13 protein-coding genes and 1 tRNA gene are annotated in these 14,459 nt (G+C 63.6%); 7 read left to right on the top strand and 7 right to left on the bottom strand.

Annotation, left to right across the window (positions count from 1 at the left end; translation table 11 throughout):
• Nucleotides 1-6: 6 nt before the first annotated feature.
• Together GM658_RS21270 and GM658_RS21265 are read right to left on the bottom strand one after the other, a co-directional pair.
• Nucleotides 7-900 (bottom strand): transporter substrate-binding domain-containing protein, encoded by an 894-nt coding sequence (locus tag GM658_RS21270; RefSeq protein ID WP_229417003.1) that lies wholly within the window; start codon nucleotides 898-900, stop codon nucleotides 7-9.
• Nucleotides 890-2,014: a porin gene (locus GM658_RS21265; protein ID WP_155456065.1), complete on the bottom strand. Its 1,125-nt coding sequence runs from the start codon at nucleotides 2,012-2,014 to the stop codon at nucleotides 890-892. Before GM658_RS21265 ends, GM658_RS21270 begins: the two co-directional genes overlap by 11 nt.
• 69 nt (nucleotides 2,015-2,083) lie before the next feature.
• Here GM658_RS21265 and GM658_RS21260 point away from each other — a divergent pair, with 69 nt between their 5' ends.
• Nucleotides 2,084-2,416, top strand: a complete 333-nt coding sequence (locus GM658_RS21260; RefSeq protein WP_371865206.1) for a DUF2322 family protein — start codon at nucleotides 2,084-2,086, stop codon at nucleotides 2,414-2,416.
• 38 nt (nucleotides 2,417-2,454) lie between these two features.
• On the opposite strand, the gene GM658_RS21255 is transcribed toward GM658_RS21260, so the two are convergent.
• From GM658_RS21255 to GM658_RS21235, 5 genes are all read right to left on the bottom strand, one after another.
• Nucleotides 2,455-4,080 carry a DUF4955 domain-containing protein gene (locus GM658_RS21255; protein WP_155456064.1) on the bottom strand — a complete coding sequence of 542 codons (1,626 nt, stop codon included), beginning with the start codon at nucleotides 4,078-4,080 and terminating at the stop codon, nucleotides 2,455-2,457.
• 97 nt (nucleotides 4,081-4,177) lie between these two features.
• On the bottom strand, nucleotides 4,178-4,423 hold the full coding sequence (locus tag GM658_RS21250; protein ID WP_155456063.1) for a hypothetical protein: 246 nt from the start codon (nucleotides 4,421-4,423) through the stop codon (nucleotides 4,178-4,180).
• A 58-nt stretch (nucleotides 4,424-4,481) separates the two neighbouring features.
• Nucleotides 4,482-4,557, bottom strand: a tRNA-Asn gene (locus GM658_RS21245).
• 58 nt (nucleotides 4,558-4,615) lie between these two features.
• Nucleotides 4,616-6,799: a TonB-dependent receptor gene (locus tag GM658_RS21240; RefSeq protein ID WP_155456062.1), complete on the bottom strand. Its 2,184-nt coding sequence runs from the start codon at nucleotides 6,797-6,799 to the stop codon at nucleotides 4,616-4,618.
• A gap of 107 nt (nucleotides 6,800-6,906) precedes the next feature.
• Nucleotides 6,907-7,326, bottom strand: coding sequence for a cupin domain-containing protein (locus tag GM658_RS21235; RefSeq protein ID WP_155456061.1), 420 nt, complete (start codon nucleotides 7,324-7,326; stop codon nucleotides 6,907-6,909).
• A 120-nt stretch (nucleotides 7,327-7,446) separates the two neighbouring features.
• On the opposite strand from GM658_RS21235, the gene GM658_RS21230 reads away from it, so the two are divergent.
• The 6 genes from GM658_RS21230 to GM658_RS21205 all read left to right on the top strand — a co-directional run bounded on the left by GM658_RS21230 (nucleotide 7,447) and on the right by GM658_RS21205 (nucleotide 14,458).
• Nucleotides 7,447-10,110 (top strand): S8 family serine peptidase, encoded by a 2,664-nt coding sequence (locus tag GM658_RS21230; protein WP_155456060.1) that lies wholly within the window; start codon nucleotides 7,447-7,449, stop codon nucleotides 10,108-10,110.
• 122 nt (nucleotides 10,111-10,232) lie between these two features.
• Nucleotides 10,233-10,877 carry a hypothetical protein gene (locus GM658_RS21225; RefSeq protein ID WP_155456059.1) on the top strand — a complete coding sequence of 215 codons (645 nt, stop codon included), beginning with the start codon at nucleotides 10,233-10,235 and terminating at the stop codon, nucleotides 10,875-10,877.
• On the top strand, nucleotides 10,874-11,572 hold the full coding sequence (locus GM658_RS21220; protein ID WP_155456058.1) for an ABC transporter ATP-binding protein: 699 nt from the start codon (nucleotides 10,874-10,876) through the stop codon (nucleotides 11,570-11,572). The genes GM658_RS21225 and GM658_RS21220 overlap by 4 nt, the downstream gene beginning before the upstream one ends.
• Complete coding sequence (locus tag GM658_RS21215; protein ID WP_155456057.1) at nucleotides 11,562-12,803, top strand: ABC transporter permease; 1,242 nt, start codon at nucleotides 11,562-11,564, stop codon at nucleotides 12,801-12,803. Before GM658_RS21220 ends, GM658_RS21215 begins: the two co-directional genes overlap by 11 nt.
• The gene (locus GM658_RS21210; protein ID WP_155456056.1) at nucleotides 12,796-13,500 is read left to right on the top strand and encodes an outer membrane lipoprotein-sorting protein; all 705 of its coding nucleotides are present in this window, start codon (nucleotides 12,796-12,798) and stop codon (nucleotides 13,498-13,500) included. The genes GM658_RS21215 and GM658_RS21210 overlap by 8 nt, the downstream gene beginning before the upstream one ends.
• Nucleotides 13,487-14,458: a hypothetical protein gene (locus tag GM658_RS21205; RefSeq protein WP_155456055.1), complete on the top strand. Its 972-nt coding sequence runs from the start codon at nucleotides 13,487-13,489 to the stop codon at nucleotides 14,456-14,458. Before GM658_RS21210 ends, GM658_RS21205 begins: the two co-directional genes overlap by 14 nt.
• Nucleotide 14,459: the final 1 nt, after the last annotated feature.

Raw genomic sequence — 14,459 nt, 5'->3', positions numbered from 1 at the left:
ACTGAACTAGTGCTTGCCGGCCGACTCCTGCGGCCGATACCACAACTCGCTGCGCGCCAGCGGCGTCTCCGGCGGCAGGCTGGGATTGGGGATGCGGAACAGGCGGCGCTGGGCCAGGCCGGAACGCTTGATCAGCGGTCCTTTATACGTCATGAACAGGGCCTGCAGCGAGCCATCCTGCACCATGGCTTCCAGCCCGGCCTCCAGGCGGCGCGCCAGCACTTCGCCCTCCGCGTCACGGCGCGTGAAGAAATAGCGCGCCAGCGGGTAGTACAGAGCGAGGCTCGGTTCCACTTCGAAGCCAACCTGCTCGTGCCGCTCATCGTATTCGCGCAAGGCTTCATCCACAGAACGCGACAGCGCATCGAAGCGCTTTACGGTCAACATCGAAAACAGGCCGTCGTAGTTATTGCCCTCCACGACTTTGAATCCAGCAGCCTGCAGGATGCCGACGTCGACCCAGCCCTTGCCTTGCCCAATGCGGAAACGCCGCAGCTGGTCCAGCGTGTCGACGCCCGCGAACCGCGGCAGGTCTTCATTGCGCACCAGGAGCAGGCGGTAACCGATCAAACCGCGATCCACCGGAATGCGCACTGGCCGGAATTGCTGTTCCAGCTGCACCGAGGTGGCGCGCACGAACAGATTGATGGGACCGGGCCCCGCCGCTTCCGCCGTCACCCGCGCCGGCGACATGTACTGGGCGGCCTGGTGCAGTTCGTAAGGTCCGAAACTGGCACGCGTCTTTTCCAGCGCCATGCGCAGCACTTCCCAGTCATACAGGTAGCGGCTGTCATGCTCGGATTCAGGGCGCGGATAAATGATCTGCTGCGGCGCGGTTGCCGCGCTGGCGGCGACCGGCCCGACGGCCAGCATGATCGTAACTAGCAAACTAAAAATCATGCCGCAATCCTATCAGGAATGCAGCCGGATGCCGACCCATCGTTCCAGCCGCCCCGGCCTTTCCGGTATTGCCAAAGTCATAGCCGGACTGCGCCCCGTTATGCAGTTGTTCGACCTGCGCCCAAAGGTCGGTACGGGCCGACAGCCCGTAGTGGTAAGCCATCGAGGCCAGGTAGGCACGCGCACCTTCTCCAACGAAGATCCCCGAGAAAGCCGGGGTCTGCATGCCGCGCCCGGCGCCGGCGCGATACAGCGCCAGCTCCACGATGTGCGGGCCGGCCAGGTAGCGGCCCAGGATCCCCGCCGCCTCCTGCCGCAGGCTGACCCGGCCCGGGTTCGCGTATCGCAGGTGCTGCACATAGCCGGCAACGTAATAATGCGGGTTGAAGCGGTAGGACACCGTCAGCAGCAGGGCATGGTCGTCCAGCCCCGCCCCGCGCAGGTTGCGGTGTGCCTGGTAGGCGAGACCCCCGTTCCAGCCCTTCGCCGTGTACTGCAGTTTGCTCGACCAGACCCGCGCACTGCAGCCCGATTCGCCCAGCGCCATATGGGTGGAGACCTGCCAGCCTTTGAGCGACGGCGAATCGTAACGCAGCGAATTGGCCAGCCGTCCGTCAAATGAGAAGTTGTTGTTGTCGTCCGTGCCCGGCACCGTGCCGTCGCAAGGCTTGCTCCCCGCGCCCAGCAGGTTGCTGTAGCCGTTTGCCCAGAAGCCGTTGATATTGTCGTTGGAAAGATTGTTGAAGTAACCCGGGCCGGCAATGCCATGGAAGTCGTCGAATGGCGCCAGCATGTAACCGACCCTCAACTGCCCCCAGCCACCGGCCAGTCCAACGCTGGTCTCGCGGTTACCCAGGCTGCCGCCGCCCGTGTCGGCGCCGATGCCGGTTTCGATCACGTAGGTGGCAGCCAAATCGCCCGTCAGCGCTTCTCGGCCCTTGATCCCGAGCCTGCTCGACAAGCTGTTTTCGCTGACGCTGTGTCCGTACCCCGGCGCGTATCCTGCATGCCCGGCCAGCACAAGATTGATGCGGCCATACACCACCGTTCCGCCCTGCGCCCAGGCGCTGGCAGCAGCCAATCCAAGCAGGACTCCGCAAAGCACGCCGCGCATGATGTCATTCCGTAAAGTTTGGGGGAACGCCCAAGTGCAAGCATAATAGATACCTTTAACGAGGTATGTATGCAAATGCCAAATTTTACGGAAAAATTTTCAGATAACCTGTCCCGGCTTCCCGCCGTCGATACCGTTGCAGCAATCGAACTGAAGGACAAGTCGGGCGCCCAAGCCGGCAAGCTCGAAAACAAGCCAGGCCAGGCGGGCTCGGTGCGCGTCTATCATTGGCTCGCCCAAACCTTTGGCGCAATCACCCCGGAAGCTGCGCAACTTGGCCTGGAAATCTACGCGGAACACACGCAGGACGCCATCGCCAACCCTGGCAAGCATCCCAACATCGACCGCCTGTTTGCCATCAAGACGGCGGAACAAACGCTGCAAGTGAACGTACGGAGCTGACGCGGCTTCGCAAGCCACGCCGCCGGGTATGGTTTGGCTCACTTTCCCGCAAGCGCCGGATCATTCCGGCCCAGCCGGGCCTTTAGCAGAACAGCCCATTCCTGCTTCGCGGACGCCAGCCAGGCGGGAAGCCCTCCAAGCCGCCGTTCAAGCAGCGCTTCATAGAGCGATTCAGGCGCAACGTGGCGGCCCATGCTTTCGACCCGCCCAATATTCGCCATGTTCGCTCCGGAGTACGGCCCGACATATCCGACCAGTACCGGATTAACGGCAGTGTAGGGGCCGTACTGCTTCGCGTCCGAATCAGGCAGATCCCAAAAATCCAGGGTACGGCTCACGCCGGCAGCAAGCTTGCCGGTCTGGTGGAAGTTCCAGATCACCAAGCCCCCCAGATGGTTCGGCAAATCGGCATAGTTGCCGCCCTGCCCCCACATGCCGCGGCTCTCAATCGCATCAAACAGGGTGTTGCGCACGAAGTTGGCATGAGAATCGATGCCGCGTGAGCCAGGCGCCACGTCGCGCCAGAATACCGAACCAGTAGACTGGTGCGAGGCGCCGACGCCGTGCCATTGGCCCTCCTCCGTGGTGTCGATGTTCAGTCCAATCAGGCTGTAGGTGGAAAAGGTAGCGGCAAAACTGAGATGGCCGCGATTGCCGGCGATTGTGTTCAGCATGATCGTGTTGGCCGCTCCGGCATGGATTACCGCCGGCTGCGTCACGTTCTCGAACTGGTTGCGGAGCACCCAGGAGTGAACCGTCTGATCCAGCTCGACGCCGCAGAAACCTGAGTCGTGATACGCATTCTTATGATGGACGAAAGGCTCATGAAAGCTGCCCTCGAGCCGGATGCCTTCGAAGCCGACATTGCGCAGCACCGCCGCCTTGCGCACAGTCCACGGAAGGCGGCGACCGATGGCCGTCGTCAAAGGCGCCTTGAGCAGCAGGACTGCGCCGTCGACGCTTGCGACTTCGTGCGTTTCCAGCACTTTGACGCCTTGGGTGTTAACCTTGCTCCAGATCCGGCGCGTGGACCTGCCTTCGAGATAGCCGGCGTTCGCGGCTGTGCTCTGCATTTCGATACGCACGACATCGCCCGGTTGCAGACCGGCGGGGGACGACAGCACGAGGCGAGTATCGCCCACACGCGCCGATGCGGCCACGCTCCACGCCGGACCCGCCTGAGCTTTACCCGGCGTAAAAGTCACCAGGGCCGGTGCGGCCCACAACTGGTTCGGATCGGCCGGTGCCAGGGCATTCACCATCTTGAAATGCGTCTGCCCCTGCCTGGCGCCGCGCAGCACTACATTGCTTGCGGAGACGATCAGGCGTTTGGGCGTCTGCCCGCTATTGAGCAAATAGGTGCCAGGATCGAACTGCACGATGCCGCCACCGGCCGCGCCGGCAGCATCGATGGCACGCTGGATCGCATCGGTATCATCTACCGCGTCACCGGGAACCGCACCATAGTCGGCCACCTTGAAGATCGTCGTTCTTACCGCCGCTATTCCCTGCTCACCGTAATGGACCCCGGCCCACGAAAAATCGATAAAGGGCCGCTGCGCGGCATCTCCGCGCTGAAAGTCCTGCCAGGTCGGGCTGGCGTCATCGGCCCACGCAAGTGGGGCACAAGCGACGAGCAGGAGCATGTGAAGCGGGTTTTTCATGGTCGGCAAGCCAAGTATTGCAAGAACGGTTAACGTTATCACACATGGGTCGGCCTGAAAAGCAAAAAATCCAACTGCCGGGGCAAGATGCGCAATCCTATTGCCCGACGCAGATGATCTTGGTCGCGTACTCGTGCGCAGCCGACTTCTTCTTCGCTGCCCATGCCATTGCTTCCTGCGCCTCTGCGACCGTCATCACCGTCGCCTTATCCTTGTTCTTGATAAAGGAGACGCCTTCGAACAAGCCCTCTTTACTGCGCATGACCCTGGCGAAGACTGGCGGCTTGCTTGGTTCGCTGATTTTGTTCTGCTGGACCAGATAGCGCTGATCGTTGTTTTCCATAAATGACTCCTGAAATGCAAAAAGCCCAACCTGGGAAGGCTGGGCTTTTTTTAAATTCTGGCTCCCCGACCTGGACTCGAACCAGGGACCTGCGGATTAACAGTCCGTCGCTCTACCGACTGAGCTATCAGGGAAAAGAGGCCGCATTATATCGGCCATTTTCAGGGCTGGCAAGTACCAGCCCTGAAAAGTTTAGAACGAACCTTTGAACTGTACGCCCACCTGGCGTGGCTCGTTGACGAAGCCGGTCAGGTTGTTGAAGTCGATGCCGCCGGTGATGCGGCGCTGGTCGGTGATGTTGCGGGCGAATGCCGCCACTTCGTACTTGCCGCCGTCCCAGTTGTAGCCCACGCGCAGGCCGCCTTCGGTCATTGCCTTGCCGGTGAATTCGGTCGACTCGTACAGGAAGAAGTTGACCTTCGAACGGTAGGACCAGTCGGTCACCACGAACAGGTTGCCTTCGGCCAGCGGGTAGTTGTAGCGGGCGTTCAGGTTGAGGATCCACTTCGGTGCCTGCGGCAGCGGGTTGCCGTCGATCAGGGCGCGGCCAGAGGCATTGACCGGGCTGGTCACGGTGCAGCTGCGGCAGACGTTCATGGACAGCGACGGATCGCGGATCTCGGTGAAGTTGTACGATGCGCTGGCGCCGACCTTGAAGTCGTTGGTCACGAAGCCTTCGATTTCGGCTTCGATACCGCGGCCCTTGGTCTTGGCGGCGTTAATCAGCTTGGTAACGTTGGAATTGCCGCCGACCACGGTCAGCTGCTGGTTCTTCACGTCGTAGTCGTACACGCTCAGGGCGGCGCGGGCGCGGCGGTTCCACAGGTCGGCTTTCACGCCGGCTTCGATGGAGGTGACGGTTTCTGCGTCGGCCACGGTGATCGGCACCGAGCTCGATGCGGCGGCGATCGACGGGGCGCGGAAGCCGGTGGCGTAGCGGGCGTACACGCTGACGTCCTTGTCCAGCTTATAGGTGCCGCTCAGGTCCCAGTTGACCTTGTCCTTCGATTCGGAGACCGACTGCGGTCCAACCAGCACAACGTTGGTCGCTTCCAGGGTCGTGAAGTCCTTCTTGTCCTTGGTGTAGCGCAGGCCGCCGCGCACGGTGAACGCGTCGTTCACGGCATAGTTCACGGAGCCGAACAGCGCCCAGGCTTCGTTTTTCTGCTGCGACTGTACGCGCGAAGTGCGGTCGCCGGCAACGTTGAAGTTGTCCTGGCCGGCTTCCGCCTTCTCGTCGAAGTAGTACACGCCGGCTTGCCAGTTCATCGGGCCCGCGTACTTGGATTCAACGCGGAACTCTTGCGAGTACTGCTTGATGCCGGGGACGAAGGATTCGGTTTCAACCTGGAACGGCACGGCTGGCGCATCGCCTGGATTGCCGCCGTCGATATCGCCGCGCGAGGTGTACTTGGCCACGGTCTCGTAACCGGTGATCGAATACAGCTTGTGCGCGCCCAGGTCCCAGCTCAGGCGCATATTGGCGCCACGGGTCTTCAGCTGCTGGCCTTCCTGGCCGTTGATGGCGATCTTCTCAGGGTCGAAGCCGTCGACGAAGTCATTGGTGCCCTTCTTGATGATGTTTGCACGGAACAGGCGCGAGCTGCCGGTAGTGGTGCGCTGGTGCACGTTGAACAGGGCGTTGAAAGTGCCGCTTGGCTGGTACAGCACCTGTACGCGCTCGGCGTGCTCGTTGTAGCCTTCCAGCGCGTCTTTCTGGCCGGTGTAGGTGTTGTCGACATAGTCGTCGCGGTGCTGGCGCAGGGTCGATGCGCGCAGGGCCCACTCTTTCGACAGCGGCACGTTGGCGGCCGCCTCCACGTTCACGGTGTTATGGGTTGCGTAGGAAACGTTGTAGAAGCCTTCCACGCCGCGCAGGTTAGGCTTGGCCGATTCGAACTTGACCACGCCGGCCGGGGTGTTGCGGCCGAACAGGGTGCCTTGCGGGCCGCGCAGCACTTCCACGTTCGCCAGGTCGTACATCGGGTAACCCTTGAGGATAGGGTTCTCCTGCACCACGTCGTCGTAAATCAGGGAGACAGGCTGCGACGCGAACACGGTGAAGTCGGTGTTGCCGTAGCCGCGGATGTAGAAGCGCGGGAAGACACGGCCGGTCGACGATTCGATGTTCAGCGAAGGGGTCTTGCCCGCGAGGACGCGGATGTCCTGGCCGGCGGACAGCAGGATGTCCAGCTTCTCGTTGTTGATCATGGAAACGGATACCGGCACTTCGCGGATATTTTCAGCGCGGCGCTGTGCGGTAACGGTAACAACTTCCAGCTGGCCGGCTGGAGCCTGGGCTGCTTCCTGCGCCAGGGCGGACATCTGCACGGTGGCGAGCGCCACGGCCAGGTGCATCTTGGACAACTTCAACATGGTTTTCCTTGTGGGTGGATGTGTTGTAAGTCCCCTATTCTCCCCACAGGCTGCGGTCTATCGCCGCAAAATAGCGCGCATTATATACCCACTATAACTTTCAGACACTATTCCTTGACTGTCAATGTGCTACCGCTAGCGCCGGCATAGAACACCACCAGCTTGACCGGGCCCTTGCCCACATTGCGCCCGTTATGCAGGGTATTGACCACTTCGGCCAGCGCCTGGCCCGCCGCCATGTGCTTGACCGAGCCGTCTTTCAGGCTCACCTCGAGCTCCCCTTCCAGGATGTAGCCGAACGATGCCACCGGGTGCAAGTGCCAGCCCGTTTCGCCGCCGGGCGCGATTTCGATCAGCAAGGCGGTGACTTCGGCCTGCCCGGCGGGATAGGCCAGCGCCGCGCCGTTCCAGCTGGAAGTCGTCTGCATCAGCTTGCTGACCTTGACGGAAGCGGACTGGTCCAGCGCAAAAGCAGGCTGGGCGGCGAAGATGGCGAACGCGGCTGCGACACTGGCGAAGGTTTTCATGGATGTCCCCGGTGAGTAAATGCCACATCATAGATGCAGGTCAAAGCCTGATCAATCAGCCCTCCTAGACTGGCCTGATCCCCGCTGCAAAGGGGATTCCCGAACCCGCTAGGAGACATCATGAAAAACTTTCCGCAAGAAATGAGCCATGCCTCGGGCGCCACGCTGGCGCTCGATAACACCCGCATCCTGATCTCCCTCAAGCAGCCCAAGGAGCGCAGCGCCGTCGAACAGTTCCTGCACGCCATGGAGCTGTTCCTGGAAGACGAAGCGGATGAAGGCATGGTGCCCGGCGAAAGGGTGAACCACACCAGGACCCGCTACTTCGTGCAGTCGCGCCGCCCGCTGGACGATGGCATGCTGGCGAAAATCGAAGAAGCCGGCGCCCAGCTTGGGCTGGACTGGATCGGCCCCGTGTACAACCAGGCCGGCCAACGCGGACGCCGCGGGCTGATGGCGCCCCTGCCCCATGTGGCCCTGATCAAGCTGCGCCAGCGCGACGCCGGCTTCAAGCTGCCGGAAGGCCTGGGGGCCAAAGGCGCAGCCGAACCTGCAATCCAGGAAATCGCCGAGAAATCGCGCTACCTGAATGGACACCACTATCTCCAGATCAGCAACGTCAAGGAGATCAACGCCTACCAGCTGCGCGACCGGCTGGGCCAGATGACGAATACGCCCATTGCCGATTTCCAGTTCGAGACCATGCCGCTGCTCACGCCCACCTCGGTCTCACCCAACGACGCCCTGTTCCCGCAGCAATGGGACATGACGCGTATTGAAGCGGGCGGCCCCGGCACCACCGGCTGGGACATCACCACCGGCGCCGCCACCACCGTGATCTGCGTGCTCGACGAGGGCTGCGACCTGAATCACCCCGACCTGCGCTTTGCCGCGCCCGGCATCAACCTCGGCACCATGAGCGGCGATGGCTCGCCCACCGGCAACCATGGCACCGCGTGCGCCGGCATCGTGGCCGCCACGTATAACAATGGCACCGGCGTTACCGGGGTCGCCGGCGATGCACGCATCCTGCCGGTGGCCTTCGACGCCTGGACCGACGTGGAGGTGGCGAACGGCATCAACTATGCCTCCGCCCACGGCGCCAGCATCATCAGCATGAGCTTCGGCTTCAACGGCTGGAGCCACGCCATTATCGACCCTGCGATCCAGGCGGCCTTCAACAATGACCTGGTGATGTGCGTCGCCACGCACAACTACAATGGTCCCATCACCTACCCGGCCACCAACCCGCTGGTGATCGCCGTCGGCGCTTCAGATGAAATCGACAACCGCAAGACGCCAATGAGCCCGGACGGAGAACCCTGGGGCTCCAACTTCGGCCCGCAGATCTCGGTGGTGTCGCCCGGCGTGCACATTCCCACCACCGACATCCACGGCGCCGGCGGCTACAACGCCGGCGACTACGACCTGGTCTTCAACGGCACCTCTTCCGCCACGCCGCACGTCGCGGGCCTGGCAGCGCTGATCCGCAGCGTCTATCCCACGCTGGACAATGTGCAGGTGCGCGCCCACATCGAGCGCACCGCGCAAAAGGTCGGCGCGGTGGCCTATGCCGAAACCGCCGGCAAGTCCAACGGCAGCTGGAACCAGGAGATGGGCTACGGCCGCATCAACGTCTTCCGCGCCCTTGACGAAGCCGACGTGATGATCAAGGATGCGCCGGCCGACAGCGGCGCAGAACCCTTCACCGGGGGGAATTTCTGGGACTTCTCCGACATCGTCGTGCGCATCAACGACGACAATGTCTTTGTGCCCAGCGACCCGCTGAAGTCGAAGAACGTCGAGCGCGGCCAGGCCAACTACATCTATGTGCGTGTCACCAACAAGGGCGCACGCACGGCCCGCAACGTTACGGTCAGCACGCGCATCACGCCTTTCGTCGGCCTGCAGTTCGTCTATCCGCCCGACTGGACCCACGTCGACGCCATGCACGTCAGCCCGACCGGCATCACCACCAGCTTTGCCAGCGTGCCGGCTGGAGGCACCGTGATGGCGAAGTTCCGCATTGAAGCCAGCCAGACGGAAACCCTGTACGGCTGGGAAGCCAGCCATCCATGGCACCCCTGCCTGCTGGCCGTGGTCAAGTCGGATAACGACTATGCCTTCGCCAACGCGCCGTTGACGGGCAGCCCGATCAGCGCACGCCTCAACAACCTGGCCCAGCGCAACCTGTCGGTGATCGACGTCCTGGGCGGCGCCCACGCCACCTTCCCCTTCGTGATGGGTAGCCGCTTCAATCGCGAAACGCGCATGTCGCTGGTGATCGACCGCAGCCACCTGCCGGCCGGCATGCCGCTCACCCTCTCCCTGGATGAAGACGGCGCCGCCTTCCCAGCCATCGACTTCGCCAACCAGGCCGACCCGATGCCCACGCCCACCCAGGGCCAGGACGATATGAAAAAGGACTGCGGCCTGGTCTTCCTGCAGGACACCAAGGTCATGACCCGCTTCGGCTGCTGCTGCGGGATCCTGACGCTGAGCAAGGGCTCGCGCTTCGACTGCCTGCCGACGCACACCCTGGGCAATGTCACGGTGGAAGGCGGCGACGTGGTGCTGCGCGACGGAAAACGCTATGTCGAGATCACGCAGCCGGTGGCCAGGATCAACATGGAGAAGGATGCTGCCATGCTGTACCCACTGGGCCTGCAGACCGGCATTCCGGCTGGCGCCGAAGCAGGCGCGCAGTACGCCATCAACGTCGCCCAGCTGGATGCGCAGGGCACCCCGGTAGGCGGCGCTTCCATGGTCTACCATGTAAGTTAGCGCCCCAGGCGGCGCCTGCGCCCTGTTTCGCGCCGCCGCCAGCCGGTTTCGTCGCATCGCAGTGGCGCCTCGTGCGCCCGCTCCGTAGTCTCGCAGCATCAACAACGACTACGGAGCACACCATGAAGCACACCTTCCTCGCACTGGCCATTTCCCTTGCCTGCGGCAGCGCACTGGCCGCAGCGGCCGCCGACAATACGGCCTTCATCGCGGCACGCCAGCAATTCGCCGCCGCTTCGGGCGGCGACGCCTCCGCCCGCGATGCCGCCATCGAAGCCTTTGAGAAGCTCAGTGCCGGCCAGCCGGGCAACCCGGTGTACCTGGCCTACCAGGGCGCCGGCATCGCCATGCGCGGCCGTGATGCGATGATGCCTTGGGACAAAATGAAATACGCGGAAAAAGGCGCAGACATGGTGCAGAAAGCCGTCACCCTGCTGGCGCCCGAGCACGACAGCTTGCTGGTGGACGGCGCCCCGGCCAGCATCCTCACCCGCATGGTTGCGGCCAATACCCTGCTCGCCTTGCCCGACTTCATGCACCGACGCGCCGATGGCAAGCGCGCCCTGCAAGGCGCTTTGGAATCGCAAGTACTGGCCCAGGCGCCAGCGCCCCTGCGCGCCAGCGTGTTCGCCGCAGCAGCCCGCGTCGCATCTGAGGAAAAGCGCAACGCCGACGAAATCGGCTACTTGCGCCAAGCGGTCGCCACCCAGGCCGGCACGCCGCAAGTGGCCAAGGCCGCCGCCCGCCTGAAGGAGCTGGGCCAATGAACGCCGGCGAACCGCTGCTGTCCCTGCACGGCGCCAGCAAGTCCTACACATTGGGCGGCAATACGATCCGCGCCCTGCATTCGGTCGACCTGGCCCTGGCGCGCGGCGAGATTGCCGCCGTCACAGGGCCTTCGGGCAGCGGCAAGAGCACCCTGCTCAACCTGTGCGGCCTGCTGGACAAGCCTGACGGCGGCGAGCTGCTGTTCGACGGCGAGCCGCTACCGGCCGAGCACGAGGCACGCCGCACGCGCTTGCGGCGCCAGGCCATCGGCTTCGTATTCCAGGGTTTCAACCTGGTGCCGGTGATGACGGCGCACGACAACATCGATTATCCGCTTTACCTGCTTGGCGTAAGCGCCGCCGAACGCCGCCAGCGCGTGCTGCAAGCGCTGGAGCGCGTGGGCCTTGCGGGCTTGGGCGGGCACAAGCCGGACCAGCTCTCCGGCGGCCAGCGCCAGCGCGTCGCCATCGCGCGCGCCATCGTCAAGCGCCCACGCCTGGTCATCGCCGACGAACCGACCGCCAACCTCGACGCGCAGACCGCCTCGCAGATCGTCGGCCTGATGCGCGCCCTGGCCCACCACGACGGCACCACTTTCCTGGTCGCCACCCATGACGACCGCATGCTGCCGCATTGCGACCGCGCACTGCTGCTGGACGACGGCGTGCTGAAAGGAACATTCCATGCGCATTGACTTCAAATGGTTCGCGCTGGCCTGCCGCAACGCCATGCGCAACCGCCGCCGTTCGCTGGTCACGTTGGCCATCGCGGCAACCGGCACCGCGGCGGCCCTGCTGGGCGGCGGATTTGCCCTGTACACCTACCAGGCGCTGGCGCAGGCCAGTGCGCGCGATACCGGCCACCTGGTGCTGGCCGCGCCGGGCCAGTTCGACGGCAACGACAATATGCCGCTGGAACATGGCCTGGCCGGCCGCGAGCAGCTGACGCGCGAACTGCTGGCCAACCCGCGCGTGACGCGCGTGCTGCCACGGCTGCAGTTCTCGGGCTTGATCAGCAACGGCGACAAGAGCGAGATTTTCCTCGGCACCGGAGTCGATGCGCGCCAGGAGTTCCTGGTCAAGGGCCCCTTCATGACAGTGGAAGAAGGCACGCTGCTCGATGCCGAAGGCCGCAGCAGCGCGCCGTCCGGCTCTGGCATCGTGCTTGGCAAAGGACTGGCGCACATCCTCAACGTGCACCCTGGCAGCTCGCTCACGCTGATGTCCACCACCACCAGCGGCAGCCTTAACGCAATCGACGTCACGGTAACGGGCGTCGTCAGCAGCGGCATCGCCGACATCGACAAGCGGCTCGCCATGGTCGAACTTTCGACCGCGCAGCAGTTGCTGGCATCCGATAAAGTCAGCTACCTGAGCGTCTACCTCGACGAACTTGAGGACAGCGACGCCATGGCCGCCATGTTCAAAACCCAATACGCGGGCAAACTGGAAGTTCGCACCTGGCTCGAACAGGCGCTCTTTTACCAGAGCGTGAAGGGTCTGTACAACCGCATCTTCGGCTTCCTCGGCGTGATCGTGCTGGTGATCGTACTGTTCGCCATCAGCAATACCTTGTCGATGGCAGTGCTGGAACGCACCCGCGAAATCGGCACCTTGCGCGCTATGGGCACCACGCAGGGCGAAATCATTCGCCTGTTCACACTGGAAGGGCTCGTGCTGGGCGGCGGAGGCGCGCTGCTTGGCATGGCGCTGGCCGGCGGCATCGCACTGGCCTTGCTGGTGCTGGGCATCCAGATGCCGCCACCGCCCGGGCGCACCGGCGGCTACCCGCTGGTCGTTGAAGTCTCGCCAGCCATGTATGCCGCCGCCGCGCTCGCAGTCACGCTTCTCGCAGCCCTGGCTTCGCTGCTCGTCAGCCGCAAGGCAGCCAATCAACCCGTTGTGGAGGCTCTCGCCCATGTTTAAAACCCTGATCGCCGCCGCACTTGCGGTGGCCTGCGGCAGCGCCGCGGCCGACGATGTAGATGCCATCCTGCGCAAGGCCGATTCCTACCGCATGCCCCATGCGTCTGCCCAAATGGACTCGCTGGTGCAGACCTTCAAGGACGGCAAGCTGGATAAGGAAAAGCGCTACCAGGTGCTGGTGCGGGCAGGCGGCAAGTCGCTGATATTGTTCCGCTCTCCCGGCGAAGCGGGACAGAAAGTGCTGATGTCCGGCGACGACTTCTGGATGCTGCTGCCTGGCAGTGCGCGCCCGATCCGCATCACGCCATTGCAAAAGCTGCTGGGCGATGCGTCCACCGGCGATATTGCCACCTTGACCTGGTCCGGCGACTACCACGGCAACGTGGTCCGCGAAGTCGACGTCGATGGCGTGCATTGCCTCGAGCTGGAACTGGCCGCCACGCGCAAGACCTTGAGCTACCAGCGCGTGGTGCTGCAGGTCGCCAAAGCGGACTATCGCCCGCTGCACGCAGACTTGTACGCCACCTCCAACAAGCGGCTCAAGCAAGCGCATTACAGCCAGGACCGCATGGTGCTGGTCGACGAAATCGCAAACGGCCGCGAAACCGTGATCACAACATCCGGCAGCAGGGCGCGCCAGTTCGGCGATGAGTTGTTCAATCCAATGTACCTGGTCCGCTCCGATGCCGCGCCCTGATCCGCACCGCGCGGTGCTGGCGCTCACGCTGTCGTTGGCAGCGGGCACGCCGGCCGCGGCACGTGCTGCCGAAGTGATCGCCAATGTGCGCGGCCAATTCGGAACCCAAGCGCTGCAAGCGGGCGAACTCCGTTTGCAGGATGCGCCGCTACGCAGCGTGCTGACTGCAACGCATGTTGATGGTAGTGAGGTCCGCCTCCGTTTGAACGAACTGACCTACGACCGGGCGCTGGCGGGCGGCTTCTTCAGCGCAGGAAAAAAAGTCATGAGCTGGGACGTTGGCTACGCCTTCCGCCCGCTGGACGTGGTGCAGCGCGAAGACCGGCGCGCCGTCAATCCCCTGGCGCTGGAAGGCGTTCCCATGCTGGCCTGGGAACATTTCGCTGCCGACAGCGCCACCACCGTCGTCTGGGCCAACCCGGGCCGCGGCGAGGCGGCCAGCGCGATTGCGCAGAAAGACGACGAAGCCATCGCGATCCGCCAATACATCCAGCGCGGTTCGCGTGACGAATATGCCGTGCTGCGCCTCTCCAGGCGCAATGGCATCGAAGCCGGCGCCTCCTTTTCGCAAGTGGCCAGCGACGGCATCGAATTGCACGCTTCACTGCTATGGCAACAGCGCCCCGCTCGCGGCGGCAAGGCGCTGGCCGGCTTCACCTGGACCACGGAAAGCAAGTTCTCGGTGCTGGGCGAAGCCTGGACCGATCGCAGCGCCATGCCTGGCCAGCAGCACAACCGCCTGCTGCGCGCCTCGCAGTACTTTGATGATGTTGAAGTTTCCGCCGACGTGCTATGGCAGCCCCATGATGGCTACATGCCCGGCAGCCGCATCGCCACATTCTCCGCAAGCTGGAAAGCCAGCCCTTGGCTGCTGTCGGCGAGCTACCGCCATTTCGAAGGCACGGCAGGCCGCTATGCCAAGGACCTGGCCCTGGCCAGCATCCAGCGCGGCTTTTGAG

It is taken from the genome of Massilia eburnea (assembly GCF_009720745.1).
Lineage (GTDB): Bacteria > Pseudomonadota > Gammaproteobacteria > Burkholderiales > Burkholderiaceae_D > Rugamonas > Rugamonas eburnea.
This window is presented reverse-complemented; position numbering and strand designations above follow the sequence as displayed.

Excerpts from the sequence above, each read along its gene's own strand:
- GM658_RS21210 (WP_155456056.1), top strand. The coding sequence starts at position 12,796 with ATGTTTAAAACCCTGATCGCCGCCGCACTTGCGGTGGCCTGCGGCAGC.
- GM658_RS21225 (WP_155456059.1), top strand. The coding sequence starts at position 10,233 with ATGAAGCACACCTTCCTCGCACTGGCCATTTCCCTTGCCTGCGGCAGC.
- GM658_RS21205 (WP_155456055.1), top strand. The coding sequence starts at position 13,487 with ATGCCGCGCCCTGATCCGCACCGCGCGGTGCTGGCGCTCACGCTGTCG.
- GM658_RS21215 (WP_155456057.1), top strand. The coding sequence starts at position 11,562 with ATGCGCATTGACTTCAAATGGTTCGCGCTGGCCTGCCGCAACGCCATG.
- GM658_RS21235 (WP_155456061.1), bottom strand. The coding sequence starts at position 7,326 with ATGAAAACCTTCGCCAGTGTCGCAGCCGCGTTCGCCATCTTCGCCGCC.
- GM658_RS21265 (WP_155456065.1), bottom strand. The coding sequence starts at position 2,014 with ATGCGCGGCGTGCTTTGCGGAGTCCTGCTTGGATTGGCTGCTGCCAGC.
- GM658_RS21270 (WP_229417003.1), bottom strand. The coding sequence starts at position 900 with ATGATTTTTAGTTTGCTAGTTACGATCATGCTGGCCGTCGGGCCGGTC.
- GM658_RS21220 (WP_155456058.1), top strand. The coding sequence starts at position 10,874 with ATGAACGCCGGCGAACCGCTGCTGTCCCTGCACGGCGCCAGCAAGTCC.
- GM658_RS21250 (WP_155456063.1), bottom strand. The coding sequence starts at position 4,423 with ATGGAAAACAACGATCAGCGCTATCTGGTCCAGCAGAACAAAATCAGC.
- GM658_RS21240 (WP_155456062.1), bottom strand. The coding sequence starts at position 6,799 with ATGTTGAAGTTGTCCAAGATGCACCTGGCCGTGGCGCTCGCCACCGTG.
- GM658_RS21230 (WP_155456060.1), top strand. The coding sequence starts at position 7,447 with ATGAAAAACTTTCCGCAAGAAATGAGCCATGCCTCGGGCGCCACGCTG.
- GM658_RS21255 (WP_155456064.1), bottom strand. The coding sequence starts at position 4,080 with ATGAAAAACCCGCTTCACATGCTCCTGCTCGTCGCTTGTGCCCCACTT.
- GM658_RS21260 (WP_371865206.1), top strand. The coding sequence starts at position 2,084 with ATGCAAATGCCAAATTTTACGGAAAAATTTTCAGATAACCTGTCCCGG.